This window comes from Halochromatium sp. (assembly GCF_054919635.1).
Genome location: NZ_JBUDPI010000021.1, coordinates 1 through 21,883, shown reverse-complemented (window position 1 = coordinate 21,883; position 21,883 = coordinate 1). Strand labels below are relative to the sequence as shown.

Sequence of the window (21,883 nt, the reverse complement as noted above, 5' to 3'; positions counted from 1 at the left end):
AACCATACACCGCGCTTTCGTTCATAATCCTGACCACCATCGACCCCTACACCGACCCTTACCATCGTTCTAGCTCAACAGCAGTGTCCGCCTCGAACCCACCTGATGCGTGAACACTCGCGCATTCCATCAGTATTGCCGTGTCATCCTCTTCGCCCCTAACCCATCCACGTCGCCGTCGCGCCCCTAGACGGTTGATCCTGCTCATACTCGCGAGCCTGTTTGCGCCATCCGCACTAGTCATGGCCGATCCAGTCATGGCCGCCGAAGCCTTGCCCGCTGACGTAGACAACACAGCTGCTGCTCAGCCAGCCAACGAGCAGCGCACAACCCCCGCAGCACTGCCAGTGGTGGTCAGCACCAACCTCTGTGCCGATCTGCTCCTGCTGCGACTGGGTGCGCCCGGGCAGATCCGGTCGGTCTCCTATCAGGCGCAGAATCCGGCGCAATCGCCAGTCGCCGAGCTTGCCCGTCAGTACCCAGCAAATCGCGGCGCGGTCGAAGAGCTGCTGTATTTTGATCCTGAGATCGCTCTGACCTACCTCGGTTGGTCTGGGCGCCCGCATGCCGAGCTCTTGGCCGAGCAAGGGATTCGCGTGATCACATTGCCCTATCCGCGTACGATCGAGGACGCATTCTCCATGACGACGGAGATTGCCCAGGCCATCGGTCGCAGCGCGGCAGGCCAGCGTGCCGTGACGCTGGCGCGGGCGCGCATCCAGGCGTTATCCGACGCAGCGGCGACCTGGGATCGAGCACCGCGCGTTCTCTATCTGCGCCCCAATGGTGGCACCGCGGGCAGCGACACCTATGTCGACGCGATGCTACGCCTGCTCGACCTGCGGAATCTGGCCACCGACAAGGGGATTCGTGGCTGGGGCACGCTGCCGCTCGAGCAGCTGATCGCCGATCCGCCCGACCTATTCCTGTTGGGCTATTTCGATCAGGCGCAGCCCCTGTCCAAGTCCCGTTATGGGCGTCATCCGTTGCTCGGCAAACTGCTCGCGCAGGTGCCGAGCATCCAGCTACCGAGCAGCACGGCCTGGGGCTGTGGTGGCCTTGAGCTGATCGATGCCGCCGCGCAGATCGCAGAACAGCTTGCAGCGCTTGAGCTCAACCCTCAACGTCCTCTTGAGGCTCCGGCTCCGGCCCCAGACCAGACTCGACCCCGGCTCGAGCTCCAGCCCAAGCTCGGGCCCTTGTCACAAGCCACGCAGGTGACGCAATGAGCGCTCACCAGTCGGCAGCGCCGAGCCACCGCGGGGGGGTGGCGGCGTTCAATCTTGGGCTGCTACTGTTCTTGCTCGGCTTGAGCCTGATCTCCCTGCGCTTCGGCGCGGCGCCACTGTCACTGAGCGAGGTCGTCGCCGGCCTCTTTGGCAATGGCCCCGACGCTCATCAGCTCATCGTGCAGCAGATCCGGCTGCCAAGGGTGCTGTTGGCCTGGCTGGTCGGCATGGCGCTCGGGATCTCGGGCGCAGCGCTGCAGGGGCTGCTGCGCAACCCGTTGGCCGAGCCTGGCCTCCTTGGCATCTCCTCGAGCGCGGGGCTGGGCGCGGTCTTGACCCTCTACTTCGGGCTCAGCGCCCTCAACGACTGGGCCTTGCCAGCGGCGGCGATGCTGTTTGCGCTACTGGCGACCCTATTCCTATACGGCCTGGCACGCGCCGGCTCCTCGAACCTGACCTTGATCCTCGCTGGCGTCGCCGTCTCGGCGCTAGCATCGGCATTGACCTCCCTGGCCCTGAACCTGGCGCCGAATCCTTATGATGTGCAAGACATCGTGCTCTGGCTGCTGGGCTCGATCAGCGACCGCAGCTTCGCCGATGTGCGCCTGGTTCTGCCGTTCGTGCTGCTTGGCGTGCTGATGTTGCTTGCCACCGCACCGGCACTCGAGGTACTGGCCCTCGGTGAGGCAGAGGCGACGAGCTTGGGCGTCAATCTGCCACGACTACGGGTCTTGATCATCTTCGGCACCGCGCTCAGCGTTGGTGCCTGCGTAGCGGTCACTGGCGCCATCGGCTTCGTTGGACTGGTGGTGCCGCACATGCTGCGACGCTTCGTCCAATATCGACCGGGCCAGCTGCTGCTGCCAAGCGCGCTGGGCGGGGCGATCCTGGTACTCGCAGCCGATATCACCCTAAGGCTGATTGGCACCCCCAAGGAGCTGCAGCTTGGCGTGGTCACGGCCTTGGTGGGCGCGCCCTTCTTCTTGGCATTGGTGCTGCGCTCGCGGAGGGACATGCTGTGAGCCTACTCCAGATTGAGGCGCTATCGGTTAGCCTCGGCGGCCAACTGCTGCTCGACGGTATTGATCTCGAGATCGAGCGCGGCGAGCTGTTCGGGTTGATCGGACCGAACGGGGCCGGCAAGAGCACGCTGATCAAGGCGATGATGCAGCTGCTGCCCTACAGCGGACGGGTCTGCCTCGAAGGTCAGCCGCTGGCTCGGCTCTCGGCGCGCGCGCGGGCTCAGCGGCTGGCCTATCTGAGTCAGGACGATCGTCTGCAATGGCCAATCAGCGTCCAGGACCTGGTGGCGCTCGGGCGACATCCGTACCGTGGCAGCTGGTGGCGCATTGACGCTCGCAGCGCCGCCGACGCCGATCAGCGCGCCATCGAGCAAGCGCTGCATGCCACCGACATCTGGTCGCTCCGCGAGCGCCGAGCCGACGAGCTTTCCGGTGGCGAGCGCGCCCGCGCCCGCCTCGCCCGCGTGCTCGCAGTCGAGGCCGAGGTCCTACTCGCCGATGAGCCGATCGCCGCGCTCGACCCGATGCATCAGCTCAGGGTCATGGAGCTGTTGCGCGCCCGCTGCCAGGCCGGACAAACCGTCGTCGTCGTCTTGCACGATCTAACGCTCGCGAGCCGCTTCTGCGATCGCCTGCTACTGCTCGACCAAGGCGCCGCAGTGGCGAGCGGCGAGGTCGAGACCGTGTTGAGCACCGAGCATCTGGCCAACGTCTACGGCGTGCAGGCGATCATCGGCGAGCATCAGGATGGTGACCAAGTGCACCGATACATCGTGCCTTGGGTCTGCGACAACGGCGGGCGAATAACCGCGTAACCCGATCGAGAATCAACAAAGCCCCAAGCGCTTGATTCAGGGCAACTCTGTTGCGGCACAACAAGGCCAGCGCGCCCAACGGCATGATACCCTCAGGTGTCATGCTGGCGCGACAGTGAAGACTGTCAGGTTGGCAACCACCACCCTGAGCCACAACGAGAATCCCGGCTGGCGCAGCCGTTGCCCAGGCTGCGATCGACGTGGGCCCAGTGCCCTTTCACCGCTGGTCCGCGCGCGCGGGCGACGGCTAGATCCATCGGAGCAGATCATGCGAATCCTTTTTGTCCACCCAAACTATAGCGCTGGCGCCGCTGATATCGCCGGTAACTGGTCGCCGGCCTGGGTCGCCTATCTGGCTGGCTATCTGAAGAACGGCGGCTACACCGACTATCACTTCGTTGACGGCTTGGTGGACAACCTCGACGAGGAGCAGTTGCGGGTCGCCATCCGGGAGTCGAACGCGGACGTTGTTGCGACCACGGCAATGACGCCGATGATCTACACCGCGCAGCGGCTGTTGCAGATCGCCAAGGAAGAGTGTCCCAATGCCATTACGGTGCTCGGGGGCATCCATCCGACCTTCATGTATCAGCAGGTCTTTGGCGAGGCGCCCTGGATCGATGTCATCGTTCGCGGCGAAGGCGAGGCCGTGACCTTGAATCTCGTGCGCGCGATCGATGAGGGCCGCTGGCCCGCCGAGCGCGAGCAGATCAAGGGCATCGCCTATCTGAACGAGGACAACAAGGTCATCGCCACCCCGGTTGAGCCCTCGATCAAGGACGTCGATTCGATCCGGGCAGACTGGGGCATCCTCGACTGGAAGAAATACATCTACATCCCGCTCGGCGTGCCGGTCGCAACGCCGAACATGGCGCGCGGCTGCCCGTTCACCTGCTCGTTCTGCTCGCAGTGGAAGTTCTGGCGCGACTATCGCGTGCGCGATCCAAAGAAGATGGTCGACGAGATCGAGGAGCTGGTGAAGGTCCACGGTGTCGGCTTCTTCATCTTGGCCGACGAAGAGCCGCAGATCAACAAGGCCAAGTTCGTCGAGTTCTGCCAGGAGCTCATCGATCGCGATCTCGGCATCCATTGGGGCATCAATACCCGTGTCACCGATGTCATGCGCGATGAGGATCTGCTGCCCTTCTACCGCAAGGCCGGTCTGGTCCACGTCTCGCTCGGCACCGAGGCGGCGGCGCAGCTCAATCTCGACCGCTTCGTCAAGGAGACCACGATCGAGCAGAACAAGCGCGCAGTGCGGCTGCTGCAGGAGAACGGTATCGTCACCGAGGCGCAGTTCATCGTCGGTCTCGAGAACGAGACCCGCGAGACCTTGGAAGAGACCTATCAGATGGTCATGGACTGGGGCGCCGACATGGCCAACTGGTCCATGTATACCCCTTGGCCCTTCTCCGATATGTTCGCCGAGATGGGCGACAAGGTGGAGGTCTTCGACTACTCCAAGTACAACTTCGTACAGCCGATCATGAAGCCGGACAGCATCGACCGCGCCGAGCTGCTCGATGGCGTCATGGCCAACTATCGGCGCTTCTATATGAAGCGGATGCTGTTCCAATATCCCTGGGTCAAGGACCCCTTCCGCCGCAAGTATCTGATCGGCTGCATCAAGGCCTTCTTCAAGAGCGCCTATGAGCGCAAGTTCTACCAGCTTGGCAAGCAGAACTACTGGGGGCCGATGTTCAAGAAGCTGATCAAGTTCGACTACGACAAGAGCAAGTCGAAGATCGTCGAGCCCGATCACAACGCCTGGAAGCAGGCGCCGGCGGCCAAACGGCCCGCTGTCGGCACTAGCCAAGCCGTGCCCATGGCCTGCGGCGGCGGCAATCAGCAGATGGAAGACCTAGAGATCGGCGGCGAGGCCTCGCCGAAGTGCCAGCCTGGCGGTTGCGGTGGTGGCATCAAGCCGGCGTCGTCCTCCGCTAGTGTCGCGATGCCTGAGCTGCAGACGAGCAAGCAGCGCGAGGTGGTGGCAGAGGAGGCCTGATCTGAAAGCCTCGGCTAGCCTGCGAGCAGAGCCCCGCGCTATCGCGGGGCGGCAGACTAGGGCTATTTGAGGGGCAGCACTTCGAGCCCCGGAACACGCGTGAAGTCATCAGCGTCAGTGGTGAGCAAGGCGTAGCCGCTTGCGAGTGCCGTGGCGGCGATAAAGGCATCATTAGCGCCCATGGTTGGGCCTTGTTCAGCCAGTAGGGCTACTAACTCCCCATGAACGCGAGCAACCTCTAATGTGAGGTCCAAGATCGGTATGGCGGCGAGCAAGCCTTCCACGAACGCCGACCTGCGAACACGCCGGCTCTTTGACGTCGCTCGGTGAACACCGACCAGCAGTTCCGAGGCGGTGACGACGCTGATTGCAGCGTCGCCATAGTGTGACCAGGGTGAAAAGTCCAATGCCGAATGGCCGCGACGCTCGGCACGGATCAATACCCCAGTATCGATGAGCAATCCCATCGAGTTCTTGTCTTGAGAGCGCTAACTAACCCAACCAAGGGTCGCGATCAAGCATGAGTGCAGATTGCGCATCAGCAATATCCCGCTCAAAGGCCTCAGTCTCATCACCCAGCCGCGGGAGTCGGGCAAAGAGATCGTTCAACTCCGAGACCTTCAGATCTTTCGGTGATGGCGCGGGCACTAATCGTGCGATACGACGTCCACCACGGGTCAGCTCAAAACTCACGCCTTGGGAGGAGACCCGATTCAGCAGATCGGACAGTTGCCGGGCCGCCTGAATATCGTTGACTTGCTCCATAACGCTTGACCATCGCTGGTTTTGTTAGATCAGTTTTGTTAGACCAATTGTATCGCGTATCACCCATGGCAGACACTGCACCGACGATCGACCTTCAGCTACCCCCGCTGCTTGATCACGGCCCACGCCGCGCGCGCACCCTGATGATCCAGGGCACGGCCTCCGACGTCGGCAAGAGCCTGCTGGTGGCTGGACTCTGTCGAGCCTATCGCCGACGCGGACTCACAGTGCGTCCGTTCAAGGCGCAGAATATGAGCAACAACGCAGCCGTCACCGCTGACAGCGATCTTCCGCCCAGCGCCGACGGCGAGCAGCCACGCGGGGAGATCGGCCGCGCTCAGGCCTTGCAGGCGCGCGCCTGCGGCGTTGCGCCCTCGATCCACATGAATCCGGTGCTGCTCAAGCCACAGACCAACGTTGGCTCGCAGGTGGTGCTTCGCGGACGGTCGCTCGGTAATTGCCCCGCCCGCATCTATCATCAGATGCGCCAAGGCATGATGCCGGCGATCCTCGACAGCTTCGAGCGCACCTGTGCCGAGGCCGATCTGGTCCTGGTCGAAGGCGCCGGCAGCGGCGCCGAGATCTATCTGCGCGACTGCGACATCACCAACATGTATTTCGCCGAGCGCGCCAAGGTGCCGGTGATCGTGGTCGGCGATCTCGACAAGGGTGGCACCATGGCCTCGCTCGTCGGCACCTGGATGCTGCTCGATCAGGCCGATCGTGAGCGTGTGGTCGGCTACCTGGTGAACAAATTCCGCGGCGACTTCTCGCTCTTCGAGCCCGCTTGCGAGACCATCACCCAGATCACCAGCTGGCCCTTCCTCGGCGTGCTGCGCTGGTTCGAAGGCGCCTCGCAACTGCCCGCCGAAGACTCCCTGGCCCTTGAGCGGCCAGCTGAAGGCCAGTGGGCCAATGGCGGCAGCAGCGTCAATATCGCCATTCCGCGCCTCTCGCGCGTCGCCAACTTCGACGATATGGACCCTCTCGCCGCCGAGCCCGCCGTCAATCTGCGCTGGATCAAGCCTAGCCACCCGATCCCAGTCGAGACCGACGTCGTCATCCTGCCCGGCTCCAAGGCCACCCGTACCGACCTCGAGACCCTGCGCCGTGAGGGCTGGGACATCGACATCCTCGCCCATGTCCGCCGCGGCGGCCGCGTGCTCGGCCTCTGTGCCGGTTTTCAGATGCTCGGTCAGGTTGTGCGCGACCCCGAAGGGATCGAAGGCGAGCCGGGAGAAACCCCCGGCCTGGGTCTCCTCGACATCGAAACCACCATCAGCGGCGACAAGCGCCTAATCGACCTCGACCAGACCGACCAGCTCAGCGGCTGCCGGGTCACCGGCTACGAGATGCACATGGGCCGAACCACGGGAATCGGTCTCGAGCATCCCTGGCTTCTGCTGCAAGACGAGAAGGGCAGCCTGCGTCCGGAAGGAGCCGTCTCAGCAGACGGCCGTGTCATGGGTGGCTACGTCCATGGCATCTTCGGCAGCGATACCTTCCGCGCCCACTGGCTCGAGCAGATCGGCGCGAGAGCCGCCGCACTCGATTTCGAGCAGCGCATCGAGGCCGCCCTCGACGCCCTCGCCGATCACTGCGAGGCCAATCTTGACCTTGACGCCCTCCTCACCCTCGCGCAGTAACACTGATGACGATGCCCAGTGAAAGCATCACCGAATAGGAGGGTGATTTCTACGCCTGGACCTTAGAGACGGCCCGGCGACTTCGCGCGGTACAGATCGATCAGGTCGATCTCGAACAGGTTGCCGAGGAGACCGAGGACATGGGCAAGAATGACCGCCGCGCACTTGAGAGCCATCTAAAGAAGCAGTTCGCCGTCAATGGCCCTGCTTCGCTCGGTTAGGCACCGGGAGCATCAAGGCTGTAAACCCGAGCAGCAGGGTGGTGCCAAGCAAGAATAGATGCAGATTCACAGCCCCCGCCAAAGCCTCCGCCGGCGCCACTCCCAGAGGCACCATCGCCGCAACCGTCGCCAGCTCAAAAGAGCCACTGCCGGCGATGCCATGGAACGGCAGTACCGTCGACAGCTCCGCCCCCATCACCCCAAGCATCAGCTGCCAGAGTGCCACCGGCACAAAATGGCCAAGGATCAGCGCAAAACCAACAAATTTCAGACTCCAGGACAGCGCCGTCAATCCATAGAGCCAAAGCACAGTACCCGGCGCCTGTGGCGCCGCTGCCGCGATAAACCCTAGCAACCGCCGCAAGCGCCCGACTCCATCGCCCGCGACCTTCGACCGCAAGCGCCCCACCCGCCAAAAGAGCGGCAGCAGCCCCAACCAGCCCACAACCAACAAGCCCCACCAAGGACTTGGAATGCGCATCCAGAGCACAACAAGGCCGATCACCCCCAAGAAGTGCAGATCCAGCACACGAATCCACCCAAGCGACGCACCAGCGGCGAGCAAGCCATAGCCAAAATAGCGGCGCATCAACCAAGGAAAGACCATCTCCCCAGCCCGCATCGGCAGCAGATTATTCGCGGTGTTATGGAGCACCGAGAGCCGCAGCACCAACAGAAAATCCCGACGCCCTGCCAGCAACTCTGCAAAATAGACCCGTACTCGAACCGCCCGCAGCAGGTAGCTCGTCGCCGTCAACAAGAAGGCCCCAACCAGAATCGATAACGGCAGCGTTGCCCAAGGCGCAAGTACCGCCGACCCGCCCAAGGTGGTCTCGACCCAGACCACGACCAAGGCCAGCAGCACCATGCCCACAAGCCAGTCCCGAGACCGCCCAAGCCGTGGCATCCAAGACGGAAACACAGTCATTCCTCCCAATACCACCCGGTTGAGCAAGTCAAAGGGCTGTCGTCGAAGCGACGATAAACACAGCCCCAGCGCCAGAACTCCATGACCAACGCCCGAAGCGCCGGGGTCGGGCACCGCTCGTCGGGGGCGTCGATCGCCAGGACGGCGATCGTCGAGCCTACAAGGACGTATTCACGGCGTCCCCCGACGAGCGGTACCCGACCCCGGCGCCTGCGACAAGCGAGCAAACAACCACATCCAAACGCTCACCGGAAACGCCACAGCGCAAGACGCACAGCAAGCATTCTCCATCCAACCCGAGACACAAAGCAGCATCTTCCGCCGCCAACCAAGACAAGCTCACTATCAACGCCGCTTCCGCCGCCGCACCGGATAGATCGGCTCCACCCCCTCAGGCCGCGTCTTAAACCGCCGATGCACCCAAAAATACTGCGCCGGCATACTCGCCAAGCGGGCCTCGATGACCTGATTCATTCGCACCGTATCGACCTCCGTATCACCCGTTGGGAAATCCGCGATCGGCGGATCAAAACTCAGCTCTAAGCCCTCCCCCCGCGGCAAAAACCGCGCAAAGGTCGGAATCACGACCGCATTCGCTAACCGAGCAATCCGCCCCAAGGTCGGCACCGTCGCCGCCGGCACACCACAAAAGGGCACAAAGACACCACGGCGCCGACCCGGGTCCTGATCAGGCAGATAGAAGAACGGCACACCCGACTTCAAGGTCCGGATCAGCCCCCGCAGATCATCCTGACGCTCTACCGGAATGGCCCCAAACCGCGTCCGTGCATGCCGCACCTGTGCATCGATGACCGGATTGCGAATCCGCTGATACATGTACATCCCCGAATGCACCAAGGCCGTAAACGCCGTCCCACCCAGCTCAAGCCCGACGAAATGCGGCACCAGCACGATCACCGGCCGGCCCGCCTCGAGCAAGGCATCGATCCGCTCACGATGGCGCAAGCGAACGATACGCGACAAGCGCTGCGGCGGCGCCGACCAGCTCAAACCTTGACAGACTGCGGCCACACCAAGCCAGCCAAAATGCTCGCGCACCAGCTGCTCGCGTTCCTTCGGCCTCAGCTCAGGACAACAGATCGACAGATTGATGCGAGCGACTCGGCGCCGGTCCCAGGCAAGCTGATAACCGATCCAGCCCAGTCCATGGCCCAACCCGGCCTGAACCCGAAACGGCAACAGCGCCAAGAGCTTGAACAACCCCACAGCGGCCCAGCTCGGCCAGTACCCTGGGCCCCAGAGACGGCTATTCATGGCTCATCTGTCAGGAATCCTGACCAGGATCAGAGCCGGACAACGACCCGTCTCCATCGATGCGTGGCTCAATTCTCGAACTTGTAGAAGATATCGAATCCCTGCGCATCTCCGGTCTCGCTCTGTATCTGGACACGCTTGGTCAGGTCGTAGCGCATCTTGATGCTATCGGATTGATCGCCCAGGCTGGTGTCGTACTCCATGTACAGCTTTGGCGCGATATAGGTGCCGACCGAGATCGAGCGATCATCCTGTTGGCCACCGCGCTTTGGCGGAATGCCTGTCACCAGATAGCTGGTGATCTCGGATTGTGACAGGTTGGGATCGGAGTCCGAGAAGAAGGCCAGTTTCGGATTGCGCAAGGTCCCCAGCACCCGAACGCCGGCGGTCATATCACCCCCTTCGCGTTGGGCATTGAGAATGATGCCCGGGTTATCGAGCGGGGTATTCGCGAACAGCACAATCCCCTTCTCGATCACCAGTGGCTTACCGACCGACGTCAGCAGACCGAGACCAGGCAATGAAACCCGATAGGTCCCGTCGACCACCTGCAGCTCACCACTGCCGAGAAGCTCCTTACCGGGCTGTTTGGTGATCCGCAGCTGTCCCTGGAGCAAGCCGCGCAGTCCAAAGGCCTCTAGCAAGACTTCGTCGCCGAGCTTGGCCAGGAGGTCGATACTGAGCGGAAAGGGCTCCTTCTCGGCCGGCTCTTCGAGGACTACGTCGGGGGATGGCTGCACCGCGCCCGCCGGGATCGTTCGCGGCATGATATTCGCGCTCGGCACCCTCAGCTCACCACGCACCGCACCACCGCCGACACCAAAGCCGGCCTTGATGTCCAATGTGACAATGGCAAGGTACTCTTTGGTATCGGCGACCTTGAGCTCACGCCCCTGCAGCTCAACGGTGACGTTCGGCTCGCCAGTGCTGATCCCGGTTGCACCGCCGTCGATGCTCAGCTGACCACCCCCGATCAACCCGCTTCCGCTGAGCTCCATCGCATCTGCGCTCTCGCTCTGCAGACTCAGGTTGAGATCTGCGACCTCGAGGCCGATCGTCGGGACGGTGAGCGCGAGATCGCGCATCGCAAGATTGCCTTGGATCGCCGGCTGAGAGAGACGGCCACCCAGCATCAGATCACCGTCGATGCGGCCTTCAGCGCCGCTCACCTCAGGCGCCAACCTCGCGAGGCGATCTAAGCCATCGAGATCGATGCGGATGCGACCAGTGAGGCGCTGATCGTCGACGCCGCTGAGGCGAAAACCCGGCAAGCCCAGCTGCGCCTCGATGCGCCCGGCGTTCTCGACCGGCAGTTCAAAAGCGGCATCGACGCCGCTCGCATCGGCGCGCACATCAAGGCGGGTCCCCGCGAAGGCCAAGGTCTGACTCGCACGCGGCAAGACGATCTCAACGTCACCCTCGGGCACCCTCAGCTCGGCGCTCCCGGTGAGTAACTCCCCTTGCCCTTGAAAATTGGCCTTTGCGGTCAGGTAGCCGGATAGCGAGACCGTATCTGGCGTGATCGCATCCAGCAGATCGAATCCGAGTCGCTGCAGATCGAGCGAGGCCGAGAAACGCCCTGCCTCAGGCTGCCGAAAGGCAACGCAGCCCGTCGTCGAGCCATTGTTACCAATGCAGACTGGGCCAGCCTCGACGGCTCCCGCCGCTAGGCGAAAGGGTGCCGCCCGCTGCAATCCCCAATCGTCATAGTCCTGGGTTTGGAGCGAGAGCCGCGTCAGTCGACCGCGATAGGCATTGGCCTCGCCGAGGCCGGCATCCAGCGTCAGTCCCAAGCTGAGCTGATCGGACGCAACCTCAGCGCTGAGCTGATGCGCCTGAGTCGTTCCCTGACCAACCAGTTGCAGTGTCTCGAAACGCTGCGGCCCAACGATCAGGTTGCTGCCGTCGATGCGAAGCTGAAGCCTGCTTTCCGGGGCCAGCCCGAGATCGGCGGTTGCCTCCAGGCGTTCGATGCCCTGCCCGTTCATCTCGATGTCGCGACCGTTAAGACTGAGCCTCATCCTGGGTGCATCGAAGCGGCCCGTCAGGCTGCCATCGGCCTCGAGACGTCCCTTGAGCTCCGGCAGCAGCGCGGCAAGGCTCGGCGAATTGAAGGCGTAGCGCAGATCGAGCTGGTCGTCGATGCGTCCGTCCACACGAAGCCGCGTGTCGCCCGAGCTTGCTTGCAGGGTGCGCAGCGTCACAGTCTGCCCCTGCATTGCGACATCGGCCTGCAAAGCGACCGGGTAACCCCGCAATTGGCCGCCGAAATCGCTGATGCTGGCGGTCAGCTCCAGCCCCGACTCGATCATCGAGCCTTGGCTCTGGAGACGGCCTCCTAGCGTACCAGGCCAGTCAGCGAGCACCTGACCGGGATCGAGGCCGGTCATTGTGAAGGCTGTGCTCCAGCTGAGATCGGGCGACCAGGCAAGCTCGCCACTACCATCGATGCGCCCACCGATGACGTCGATCCTGAGCGTCTCGAGCCTCGCCGAGGCGTCGGTCCCGGTTCCGGCCAGATCGATCTGCGTCGGCGGATAATCCGCGAGCGCCGCCTTACCCTTGAGCTTGAAGTCGAATCCCTGCCCAAGCCCCCCGGCCGTCTCAGCCGTTAGCCCAACGCGCCCCTTGAGCGCTGGATACTGAAGGCCGGGATCGATATCGCGGGCCTCGAGCGTGAGGCGCCAGTTGGCCTCGGGAGCCCAGGCCAGCTCACCGCTGCCTTCGATCAGGCCCCCGAGGGTCTCGATGCTGAATGCTTGGATCTCGGCGTCATCTGCGCTCCCGGTTCCCTTCAGGTTGAGAAGCGCGTCAGGATAGGCCGTCAACGCTGTGTTCAGATTGAGGCTGTAGCGAAAGCCATCCTTGAGACTGCCACGGGTATCCGCCTTCAGTCCGACACTGCCATCCAGACCCGGCCACTGGCGACCCGGATCGATTCCGTTTGCGGTCAGCGCCAGATCCCAGCTCGGCTCGGGCGACCAGCCGACCTGCCCCTTCCCGCTGATGAGGCCATTCAGGGTATTGATCGTCAGCTCGACCAGCTCGGTACTGCGCTGGTCTCCGGTCCCCACCAACGCCACCGAGGTCTCAGGGATCTGGGCACCGAATGCCTGCGCATTGACCCGATAGTCGTAGCGCTCGAGCGAGCCCTGGGCGGCGATCGATCCCTGCGGCGACTGTGCAACCGGCGCCCCTGCCAAGGGCCAGTGCAGCTGCTCCCAAACCACCTCGAGCTCGAATTCCGGCACGCTCGGGTTGAGGTCGAGGCGGCCACTGACGTTGACTTGCGCAGCCGGATGATCGCTGCCGGTAGGCTCCGTGTCAGCCGACGGCGCTTGGTCTGGGCCCGCATCCGTTGCTGCGGTCTGGTCCCCTGTACTGGACTCGCTCAAGCGAAGCGCGTTGATGCTCAACACCTGAGACGCCCAGTCGAGATCCAGCTCGGCCGAGAGGCGGCCCATCTCGACCACCTCTGGGGCCGCGCCTTGGAGGCTTCCTTTGACCGATGCCTGCTTTAGGTCGCCCTCTGTCTTCAGCTGCGCCTGCAGATTGACCGGCGGTGCGTCGACCAGGATCTGCGGCAGCTCGACGGCCTTGAGATCGATCTCGGCCTGCCAGCTTGGCGCCGTCAAGGCGTCCCGGATCTGGGCCTGGAGGATCGCCTGAACCGAGCCACTGACCCGGTGGGTGATCGACAGCGCATCCAGGTCACCGGTGACCTGACCTTCGCCTGTCACCGACAGCGCCGGCGCCTGCTGGAAGCGCCAATCGAGACTCAGCTCAATGGGATAAGCGCCATCGAGCTGGACCTGACCTGCTGCTCGAGCGCGCGCGTACGGCTGCGATAGCTCGGCCGTCAGCCTCTTGAGATCGACCCGATCGCCGCTCGCCGTTGCCGACAGCTCAGCCCGTTTGAGCTCAATCGCGGCCTCGGCGGGGGCGCCTGACTGCCGGTAGCTGAGCCGCTCCACCAGGAGCAGATCGATCGAGATACCGATCGGTAGTCTGATGGAAGGTAGCTCGAACGGCTCGCTGGGCTTCTCCTCCGCAGGCTCGGTCACCACCAGGATGTCGCGCCCGGTCAGCTCCTGAATCTTCAACTGCCCGGTGAACAAGGCGCCGGGGCTCCAATCCAGCACCAGGCTGCCAACCGAGGTCTGCAGCGATGCCAGGCTCAGCTCGAAGCCATCGAGCTCCAATCGACCGAGCACCCGTCCCTCGACCCGATCGACCTTCAGCAATCCGGGCGCCACATCCTCGGCCACGGCAAAGAGGGTTCTGAGCCCAGTCTGGGTCCCAAGCACGAAGACGAGCAGGAGCACGACCAGCGTCAAGAGGACGGCGATTAGGCTCGCGAGCCAGCGCAGCGGCCGAAAACGTCGCCGTCGCCCTGCCACGGGCTGCGAATCAGCAGCGTCCGAATCGACCGAATCGACCGAATCGGCTCCAGATCGGACAGCAGAGTCCGAATCAGGCTGGTCTAGGGTCTCGCTGCCCGCCGCTCTCGGATGCTGGTTCTTGTCGCTCGAGCTCACAGGTCTGGACCTAGGGCAAAGTGCAGACGAAACCCGGCTGGATCTTTGGTCAATGCATAGGCCAGATCGATCCGGACCGGACCGATTGGCGTACTGTAACGGATACCAAGACCGACGCTCTGCTCCCATTCCTCCTGATAGTCCGGGTCGAAGGCATTCCCAAAATCGGTGAACACAGCCCCACCCCATTTGCCGACGATCTGGTGTTCCAGCTCGAGGCTGCCCACCGCCAAGAAACGCCCCCCAACGGTTTCATTGGTGACCGGGTCGTCAGGGCCGAGCACATCGAAGGCCCAACCGCGAATACTGTTATCACCACCAGCGAAGAAACGCTGGCTCGCCGGGACTTCCTCGATGCCGCTCGCCCAGATCGCGCCCAGATTGGTGCGCCCGATGAAACGCATCTTTTCGCCCAGTGACTTGATCACTTTGTAATTCAACTGCCCGCTGAGCCAGCTGCTACTTGAGAGCAGATTCTCCGAGGTGCCCTGCAGATAGGTATTGATTCGATACCCGTTTTTGGTGTTGATCGGATCATCGGCGACCACCTTCGACCAGGAGATGTTCGGAACAAGGCCATTGAAGCTACCGTCATCATCATTGGCCACCGAAAAATCCTCGTAGCGGTAATCCAGGCCCATGACGCGCCGCCACCCATGCTTGGTCTGCACCGATTGTGCAACACCAAGCTTGAACAGGTCACCCTCGCGGCTATCGGTATCGAAGGCGTAGATCTCTGGCCGGATCTGGATGAAGTCCCGGGACGGATTGCGAATCGGGATGCGATACTCAGCGACCAAGGACTGCTCGAGCTGCGAGACCTCCAGCTCGGCCTTCAGATTGTGACCTCTGCGCCCGATGTAGCGACGCCGATAGTCGAGGTTAAAGCGCGGACCAACGTCGGTGCCAAAACCGACGCCCACGCGATAGACATTGGCCTTGTTGCGGGTCGCGATCACCTCGATAGGCACCTGTCGATCCACTCCAGCTTCGTCCTCGAGCGGCCGGATCTCGACATCCTCAAAGTACTCGGCACCAATCAGACGCCCTTGGAGCTCGAGCAATAGCTCGGGGTTATAGATCACGCCCGGCTTGAAGGTGACGAACTTCTGGAGAAAGTCATCGTCAAGAAGATCCTGTTCGAAGCGCACCTGGCCGAGGTAGAACCGCTCCCCGGTCTCGAGATGGAACTCGACGATGGCGTCGTAGGCCACGGGGTCGACCAGTACCAGATGTCGCACAAGACTGGCCTGGATATACCCTTCTTCGGATGCGATATTGAGGATGCTGCTCTTGGCCTTCTCATAGTCGGCATGGATCAGCGGATCGCCGACCTTCATCGGAAACTGCTTGGGAAAACGTGGATTATCGGCGCCTGGGCCGGTAATGAGGTAGTCGATCTGGCTGATCTTCACGGGATTACCGGGATCGATCTTGAAGGTGGCAACCCAGGGGCCCTCTTCGGTCTCCGGCTGGGTCAGACTCGACTCGATCTCGACCCGATAGAGACCAAAGGGTGCAAGGGCATCGCGAATCTGCTCCGGTGCCCGTCGATAGAGCGCGCGCAGACGCGGCACCGACATCTCGGTATCGCCGCGCTCCTGATAGAGTCCGAGCAAGGCGAGGACATTGCTCTCATACTGTCCTTCGAGCCCACTCACCTTCACCTCAAGCTTCAGCGCCTTTGCTCCAGCCGGAGATAGGAGCATCAACAGCAGTGCAACGCCAAACCAAAATCCCACCAGCCAGTGTTGCCAATCGAGACGCAATGGGCAATCACGGATTCGGGATCGGCATTTAGGGCGAGACATCCTGGTAGCACATCCCCGCGGTGCAAAGATGCGACATATAATGGCACAGAAGAAACACTTTAGCCTATCTCTGAGGCCATATAGCGTGCCGCACCATACAGCGGGGTATGTGGGTCAAGGATGACGCAGACCGGAATCTGCTCCATCAGGCCGCGCATGCGCCCCTTGTCTCGGAAACCTTCGGCAAAACCAGCACCTTGCAGTAGCGCTAGGTTTTTCGGAGCAATGCCTCCCGCAAGGTAGACCCCGCCCAGGGCCATATGCTTCAGCGCCGTATTCCCAGCCTCACGGCCGTAGAGCACGGCGAACAGCTCCATCGCCTCTTGGCTGATTGCGTGGCCATTGCCAGCAGCCTCGGCAACCGCCGCCGCGATGTCGCCGTCGCTGCGCAAGGCCTCCGCAACCGCGGGTGGATGCACCGCCTTATGCCATTGGGCCAGGAATTCGTAGATGTTACCGATCCCCATCCCCGAGACGACCCGTTCCCAGCTCACGCGCCCAACCTTTTTTTGCAGGTAATTCAGTAACGCAAACTCGCGGTCGTCAGTCGGCGCAAAGTCGGTATGGCCACCTTCAGTCGCGAACGGGCGATAGTTCGCCCCATCCCAATACAGACCAGCCTCCCCCAGTCCAGTCCCGGCGGCGACGACACAGGCATTGCCAACCGCGACGCTCGCGCCCTGCTGGAGGACCGCAAGCTCGTTGGCCGTCAGTGCCGGCACCCCCCAGGCAACGGCTTCGAGGTCGTTCAGGAGACCGACGCGGTCAAAGCCGAGGCTCTTCTGCATGGCCGCCGCATCGATCTGCCACGGCAGATTGGTCGTCTTGCTCCGTCCGCTCACCACCGGCCCGGCCACGGCGAAGGCCGCCACCTCGCACTGACAACCCGTTTCATCAAAGAAGGTCGTCACGATCTCGCTGAGCGAGACCGACTTTCGGCTCGGATACTGACGATGCATATCGAGCTTGACGCTATTGCCATTGACCTCGGCGAGGCCGAGAGCCGTCTTGGTGCCGCCGATGTCGCCGACCAAAACACGCATGATTCTTTCTCCAAGCTTGGACGAGCACCCGCAGACCACAGCGGCGAGCGAACGTCCCCAGATGATAGCAGCGCTTCCCGGACTTCGCGGACCAACAGGAGCAATCGATTCCTAGCCCGCGGCGATACCAGCGATGCTGAACCAGAACAGCCACGCCACAATCGCCAAACAAGAATCGCTAAGCTATACCCATCGCAGATCAGTTTTCGGCGCTTCGAGCCCGCTCCGGGTCGGGCAGCGGCGATCGGGGGAAGCCGTGAATCCGTCCTCGGAGGCTTGACGACGGCATCCATGCCGTCGACACCCGCGCTCGCCGCCACCCGACCCTCCGCTATGTCGTGCTGTCAATTGGCGTGCGTTGGGTATAAAAGCGCCAAGCCAGAGGCATGCTGCGTGCTGCTCAGCGCTCGCCCGGGCGCAGACTCACGAACCGAAACGGTGCCGCCAGCAACCGGTCCGGGTAACGCAGCAGAACGCGCGCCTCCCAGGTCATCCGATCCCGAACGCAGACCGGCAGCATGCCCTGGCCTGTCCAAGCATCGGCTGCGGCATCGTAGCTCAAGGCAGCCCGATTGAAGCCCATCGCCATATCGACGCCCGCGAAATCGACCTCGACCTGCTGCGGAACGGGCAAGCCTTCAAGATTGACGCGAAGCTCGAGTGGATGCACCGCCGGGATACCGCGAGGGAGGATATCAAGCCCTACCTCAGCGCCGCTGGCGAACCGAACCGAGCAGGCTTGGCTGAGCAGGTCACACTCCGGACGCAACGGCGCCCGCTCGCTCACCCGTGGATTCAGTAACGGCCAGGCTTTCAGGATCACCACGACAGCAACTGCGATCGCGAGCACCGCGACCACCCCCCATAGCAGGGTCGAGCGCTGAAAGCGAGCGCGAGTGCCGTCGCTTGTGGTCACCTTGAGGCCCGAACCGGTCGCTTGTGCGCCAAGCACGAATCTCGAGTCAGGATGCCGCAATTCCTCAGCATCGCCTGAACCGCATCAGCTGGCTCCATCAGGTAAAGAGGGTCAATACGCCCGTATAGCCATAGAGACGATTCTGGGACAGCTCGCCGTTGGCGAAGAAGCCGACCAGCGGGAAATCTCCAAGCTCGTCGCGGATCTGCTTCAGCTCTTGGGAGTCATCGCCGAACAGGTTGGCGCCACGGCCCAGACAGGAGACATAGACACCACCGCGAGGTGGCCCGCTCAAGCGCGCCTTCAGACGCTGGAGCATCCGAGACAGGTCCTCACGAGCGGTATTGGCATCTCGCCGGCAGAACATCAGCTCCTGGCCCTGCTCGACCAGATCGCCAATGCCAACCAGCCGTTTCTCGAGATCGACACCGATCAGATTCCGCACCAAGTAGTCGCCGGTATCCGAGCCCTTGATCGGCAGCCCGACAAAGATGTAGCCGCCAACACGCGCGATATCCCGCGCCAGCACCTCGCCGATATCCTCTTTGAACACATCCAAGGCCGGGCGACCATCGAGCTCGACGATGACGTTGCGTTGCGATTCGGTGATGCGCCGGTGCGGTCCAATCGGTGAACAGCCTTGCGAGAGTGCAGTCTGTATGCCCACGGCCTCAGTAAACATCACGCCGGTCAGGCCGCCCTCGGTGGGCTGGTCCGCGATCACACGCGCATTGTGCTGGCTGCTGGCCAAGCCACCGACCAGGAATCCCGTGACGGTGCGCTCGGCAAGCTGGCGGATCAGGCTCTCAGTCAGTGGGTTGGCCGGATCGGCATGCACCAGCGCCATAAAGGGCTGGGCACTGCCGAGCCAAGCGCGCTGCGCCGCATCGAAGCCCTCAAGGTCCTTGACGATCGGCTGGAATACGCGGAACGCCTCCTCGGGCAGATCGGCGATCATCGCCGCAATCGCCGGTCGCTCGTAGTATTCGGCACCAGTTGCGCAGATCCCGATACCGACCGCGCCAACCCAATGCTCGACATCGGTGGCATCGCGAAGGGCATCGAGAATCGCCTCCAGGTGCGCGTTGATCGCATCGGTCACATAGAGAAAACCGAGTCGACCCTGCGCTGAGCCGAGCCCGTTGATGACGCGCTCAAGCGCCAGATGCCAGTCGTCGTCAGCAGCGTGGGCATATGCAAATGAGGACATCGTCAGGCTCTATATCCAGTTGGGTAGGCAGTGAGGCGCCAGCCAGTCTCAAACCTCGGCCAGATCGCCCTTCTCCTGCAGCCAAGCGCGCCGATCGGCAGCGCGCTTCTTGGCCAGCAGCATATCCATCAAGGTGGCGCTGTCATCGCCAGGCTCAACCGTCAGCTGAACGAGACGCCTTGTATCCGGATGAATCGTCGTCTCGCGCAGCTGCTGCGGGTTCATCTCCCCGAGACCCTTGAAACGCTGCACGCTGACCTTGCCCTTGAGCTTCTCAGCGGCAATGCGATCCAGCACACCACGCCGCTCGGCGTCGTCTAGCGCATAGAAGACCTGCTTGCCGACATCGATCCGGAACAGCGGCGGCATCGCTACGAAGACGTGGCCCGCTGCGACCAGCCGCGGGAAATGCCTCAGAAACAGTGCGCAGAGCAGGGTTGCGATGTGGGCACCGTCGGAGTCCGCGTCGGCCAGGATACAGATCTTGCCGAAGCGCAGGCGTGTCAGATCATCGCTGCCCGGATCGACACCGATGGCAACAGCGATGTCATGGACCTCTTGCGAGCCCAGCACCTCGGCCGGATCAACCTCCCAGGTGTTCAGGATCTTGCCGCGCAGGGGCATGATCGCCTGGAACTCGCGATCGCGCGCCTGCTTGGCCGAGCCACCGGCGGAATCGCCCTCGACCAAGAACAGCTCGGTGCGCGCCGGATCAGTCGCCGTGCAGTCGGCCAGTTTACCCGGCAACGCCGGACCCTGGGTCACTCGTTTTCGGGTCACGGTCCGACCAGCCCGTAAGCGCGCCTGGGCGGCACCGATGGCGATCTCGGCGATGCGCTCGCCATCGCTGACATGCTGGTTCAGCCAAAGGCTGAACGCATCCTTGACCACCCCGGAGACGAAGGGTGCGCACTCGCGCGAGGACAACCGCTCCTTGGTCTGGCCGGAGAACTGGGGGTCGGCAAGCTTGACCGACAGGATCCAGCTCGCCCGTGCCCAAACATCCTCGGGCGCGAGCTTGACCCCGCGCGGCAGCAGATTGCGAAATTCGCAGAATTCACGCACGGCCTCGGTAAGGCCGGTGCGAAAGCCGTTGACGTGCGTGCCACCCTGCACGGTCGGGATCAGGTTCACATAGCTCTCAGTCACCGGCTCACCGGCCTCAGGCAGCCAGGTCACGGCCCAGCTTGCTGCTTCGGTCTGGCCCTCGAGCGTGCCGACGAAGGGCTCATCCGGCACCCGCTCCGCCTCTCCTAATGCCTCGCTTAGGTAGTCGCGCAACCCGTCGGCATAGCACCAACGCTGCTCATCACCCGTGTTCTCGTCGCGAAATCGGACGTCGAGTCCGGGACAGAGGACCGCTTTCGCCCGCAGCAGATGCGTGAGCTGTCTGACCGAGACCTTAGGCGAATCGAAATAGCGCTCGTCCGGCCAAAACCGAAGGCGCGTCCCGCTATTGGCTCGACCAACGCTACCGATCTCGGTGAGATCTTCGGTCTTGTTGCCATGCGCAAAGGCCATCCGATACTCCTTACCGGCACGCTTGACCCAGACCTCGAGGCGCTCGGAGAGCGCATTGACGACCGAAACCCCGACGCCGTGCAGACCGCCGGAGAAGCGATAACTGCCAGCCGAGAACTTGCCGCCGGCGTGCAAGGTGCCGAGGATCACCTCGACCCCCGGCAAGCCCTGCTCGGGATGTAGATCGACGGGCATGCCGCGACCGTCATCGGTGACCTCAATGGAGCCGTCCTGATGCAGAATGACATCAATCCTCGTGGCCTTCCCAATCAGCGCCTCATCGACGCTGTTGTCAATGACCTCTTGCGCAAGATGGTTCGGACGAGTGGTGTCGGTATACATGCCCGGGCGCTTGCGCACCGGGTCCAGGCCGCTGAGAACCTCAATGGCCGAGGCGTCGTAGTTGCCGCTCATGGCGGGCGGGGTACTCCTTCAAACTGAGCTGCGTTGACCGGTCAAAGCCCGCTACGGTACCGTAAACTGAAAGGTGGGTTCAAACCAGTAATGAGCGAAGACAAGATTCAAGACCCCAAGCAGTTCGAGGCCTCGTTGCAGGCGCTGGAGACGATCGTCGATCAGCTCGAGCGCGGCGACCTGACCCTGGAGGCCTCGTTAGCGGCCTTCGAAGAAGGGATTCGCCTGAGCCGCGGCTGCCAGCAAGCGCTCGACCAGGCCGAGCAGCGGATTCGCATCCTCACTGAGCCGTCAGACGATGGCGAGCCCGAGCCGTTCAACGAGTCGGCGACTCCCGCAGACGGCAAGCCATCAAGTTGAGCAACTCGATCAGCGGACTCGGTCGATCGCATCGACCCGGCCCCTCGCCTCGACGAGGACCACGCGCAAGCCACCTCGCCTAAACCCGAGACCTTCAGCCCTAAGACCCTTACCTCTATATCGGCCCCTCATCGGCTCATGAACGACGCGCCCCGCCTCAAACA

General features: G+C 62.8%; 17 protein-coding genes. 7 read left to right on the top strand and 10 right to left on the bottom strand.

The genetic code is table 11. The annotated features are described in order from the left end of the window. Nucleotides 1-242 precede the first annotated feature (242 nt). The 4 genes from ACY693_RS02765 to bchE all read left to right on the top strand — a co-directional run bounded on the left by ACY693_RS02765 (nucleotide 243) and on the right by bchE (nucleotide 5,071). The gene (locus ACY693_RS02765; protein ID WP_462320304.1) at nucleotides 243-1,229 is read left to right on the top strand and encodes an ABC transporter substrate-binding protein; all 987 of its coding nucleotides are present in this window, start codon (nucleotides 243-245) and stop codon (nucleotides 1,227-1,229) included. Beyond that, nucleotides 1,226-2,251, top strand: a complete 1,026-nt coding sequence (locus tag ACY693_RS02760) for a FecCD family ABC transporter permease (RefSeq protein WP_462320303.1) — start codon at nucleotides 1,226-1,228, stop codon at nucleotides 2,249-2,251. The genes ACY693_RS02765 and ACY693_RS02760 overlap by 4 nt, the downstream gene beginning before the upstream one ends. Then, nucleotides 2,248-3,066, top strand: a complete 819-nt coding sequence (locus ACY693_RS02755) for an ABC transporter ATP-binding protein (protein WP_462320302.1) — start codon at nucleotides 2,248-2,250, stop codon at nucleotides 3,064-3,066. The genes ACY693_RS02760 and ACY693_RS02755 overlap by 4 nt, the downstream gene beginning before the upstream one ends. A gap of 268 nt (nucleotides 3,067-3,334) precedes the next feature. Further along, nucleotides 3,335-5,071, top strand: coding sequence for a magnesium-protoporphyrin IX monomethyl ester anaerobic oxidative cyclase (bchE, locus tag ACY693_RS02750; RefSeq protein WP_462320301.1), 1,737 nt, complete (start codon nucleotides 3,335-3,337; stop codon nucleotides 5,069-5,071). 62 nt (nucleotides 5,072-5,133) lie between these two features. Here the strand turns inward: bchE and ACY693_RS02745 are convergent, their stop codons facing one another. Together ACY693_RS02745 and ACY693_RS02740 are read right to left on the bottom strand one after the other, a co-directional pair. Next, entirely contained in the window at nucleotides 5,134-5,538 is a 405-nt protein-coding gene (locus tag ACY693_RS02745; protein WP_462320300.1) for a PIN domain-containing protein, read from the bottom strand. A gap of 25 nt (nucleotides 5,539-5,563) precedes the next feature. Next, complete coding sequence (locus ACY693_RS02740; protein ID WP_462320299.1) at nucleotides 5,564-5,836, bottom strand: type II toxin-antitoxin system Phd/YefM family antitoxin; 273 nt, start codon at nucleotides 5,834-5,836, stop codon at nucleotides 5,564-5,566. 65 nt (nucleotides 5,837-5,901) lie between these two features. Here ACY693_RS02740 and ACY693_RS02735 point away from each other — a divergent pair, with 65 nt between their 5' ends. Both ACY693_RS02735 and ACY693_RS02730 read left to right on the top strand, forming a co-directional pair. Then, entirely contained in the window at nucleotides 5,902-7,482 is a 1,581-nt protein-coding gene (locus ACY693_RS02735; RefSeq protein ID WP_462320298.1) for a cobyric acid synthase, read from the top strand. A gap of 95 nt (nucleotides 7,483-7,577) precedes the next feature. Further along, nucleotides 7,578-7,703, top strand: a complete 126-nt coding sequence (locus ACY693_RS02730; RefSeq protein WP_462320305.1) for a DUF29 family protein — start codon at nucleotides 7,578-7,580, stop codon at nucleotides 7,701-7,703. Here the strand turns inward: ACY693_RS02730 and ACY693_RS02725 are convergent. The 8 genes from ACY693_RS02725 to parE all read right to left on the bottom strand — a co-directional run bounded on the left by ACY693_RS02725 (nucleotide 7,678) and on the right by parE (nucleotide 21,359). Further along, nucleotides 7,678-8,625, bottom strand: a complete 948-nt coding sequence (locus tag ACY693_RS02725) for a lysylphosphatidylglycerol synthase transmembrane domain-containing protein (protein ID WP_462320297.1) — start codon at nucleotides 8,623-8,625, stop codon at nucleotides 7,678-7,680. The two genes, ACY693_RS02730 and ACY693_RS02725, sit on opposite strands and share 26 nt — an antisense overlap. 351 nt (nucleotides 8,626-8,976) lie before the next feature. Continuing rightward, nucleotides 8,977-9,906, bottom strand: a complete 930-nt coding sequence (locus tag ACY693_RS02720; RefSeq protein WP_462320296.1) for a lysophospholipid acyltransferase family protein — start codon at nucleotides 9,904-9,906, stop codon at nucleotides 8,977-8,979. A gap of 68 nt (nucleotides 9,907-9,974) precedes the next feature. Then, nucleotides 9,975-14,306 carry a translocation/assembly module TamB domain-containing protein gene (locus ACY693_RS02715; RefSeq protein WP_462320295.1) on the bottom strand — a complete coding sequence of 1,444 codons (4,332 nt, stop codon included), beginning with the start codon at nucleotides 14,304-14,306 and terminating at the stop codon, nucleotides 9,975-9,977. Between the two features lie 134 nt (nucleotides 14,307-14,440). Next, nucleotides 14,441-16,186 carry an autotransporter assembly complex protein TamA gene (locus tag ACY693_RS02710; RefSeq protein ID WP_462320294.1) on the bottom strand — a complete coding sequence of 582 codons (1,746 nt, stop codon included), beginning with the start codon at nucleotides 16,184-16,186 and terminating at the stop codon, nucleotides 14,441-14,443. A gap of 128 nt (nucleotides 16,187-16,314) precedes the next feature. Beyond that, nucleotides 16,315-17,298, bottom strand: coding sequence for a glucokinase (gene glk / locus ACY693_RS02705; protein ID WP_462320293.1), 984 nt, complete (start codon nucleotides 17,296-17,298; stop codon nucleotides 16,315-16,317). Nucleotides 17,299-17,698: 400 nt separating this feature from the next. After that, a complete protein-coding gene (locus tag ACY693_RS02700) occupies nucleotides 17,699-18,214 on the bottom strand; it encodes a hypothetical protein (protein ID WP_462320292.1) in 516 nt (171 codons plus the stop codon). Between the two features lie 97 nt (nucleotides 18,215-18,311). Further along, nucleotides 18,312-19,424, bottom strand: coding sequence for an FIST signal transduction protein (locus tag ACY693_RS02695; protein ID WP_462320291.1), 1,113 nt, complete (start codon nucleotides 19,422-19,424; stop codon nucleotides 18,312-18,314). A 48-nt stretch (nucleotides 19,425-19,472) separates the two neighbouring features. Continuing rightward, nucleotides 19,473-21,359: a DNA topoisomerase IV subunit B gene (gene parE / locus ACY693_RS02690; protein WP_462320290.1), complete on the bottom strand. Its 1,887-nt coding sequence runs from the start codon at nucleotides 21,357-21,359 to the stop codon at nucleotides 19,473-19,475. Nucleotides 21,360-21,449: 90 nt separating this feature from the next. Between parE and ACY693_RS02685 the strand changes: the two genes are divergently transcribed. Continuing rightward, complete coding sequence (locus ACY693_RS02685; protein WP_462320289.1) at nucleotides 21,450-21,719, top strand: exodeoxyribonuclease VII small subunit; 270 nt, start codon at nucleotides 21,450-21,452, stop codon at nucleotides 21,717-21,719. Nucleotides 21,720-21,883 lie beyond the last annotated feature (164 nt).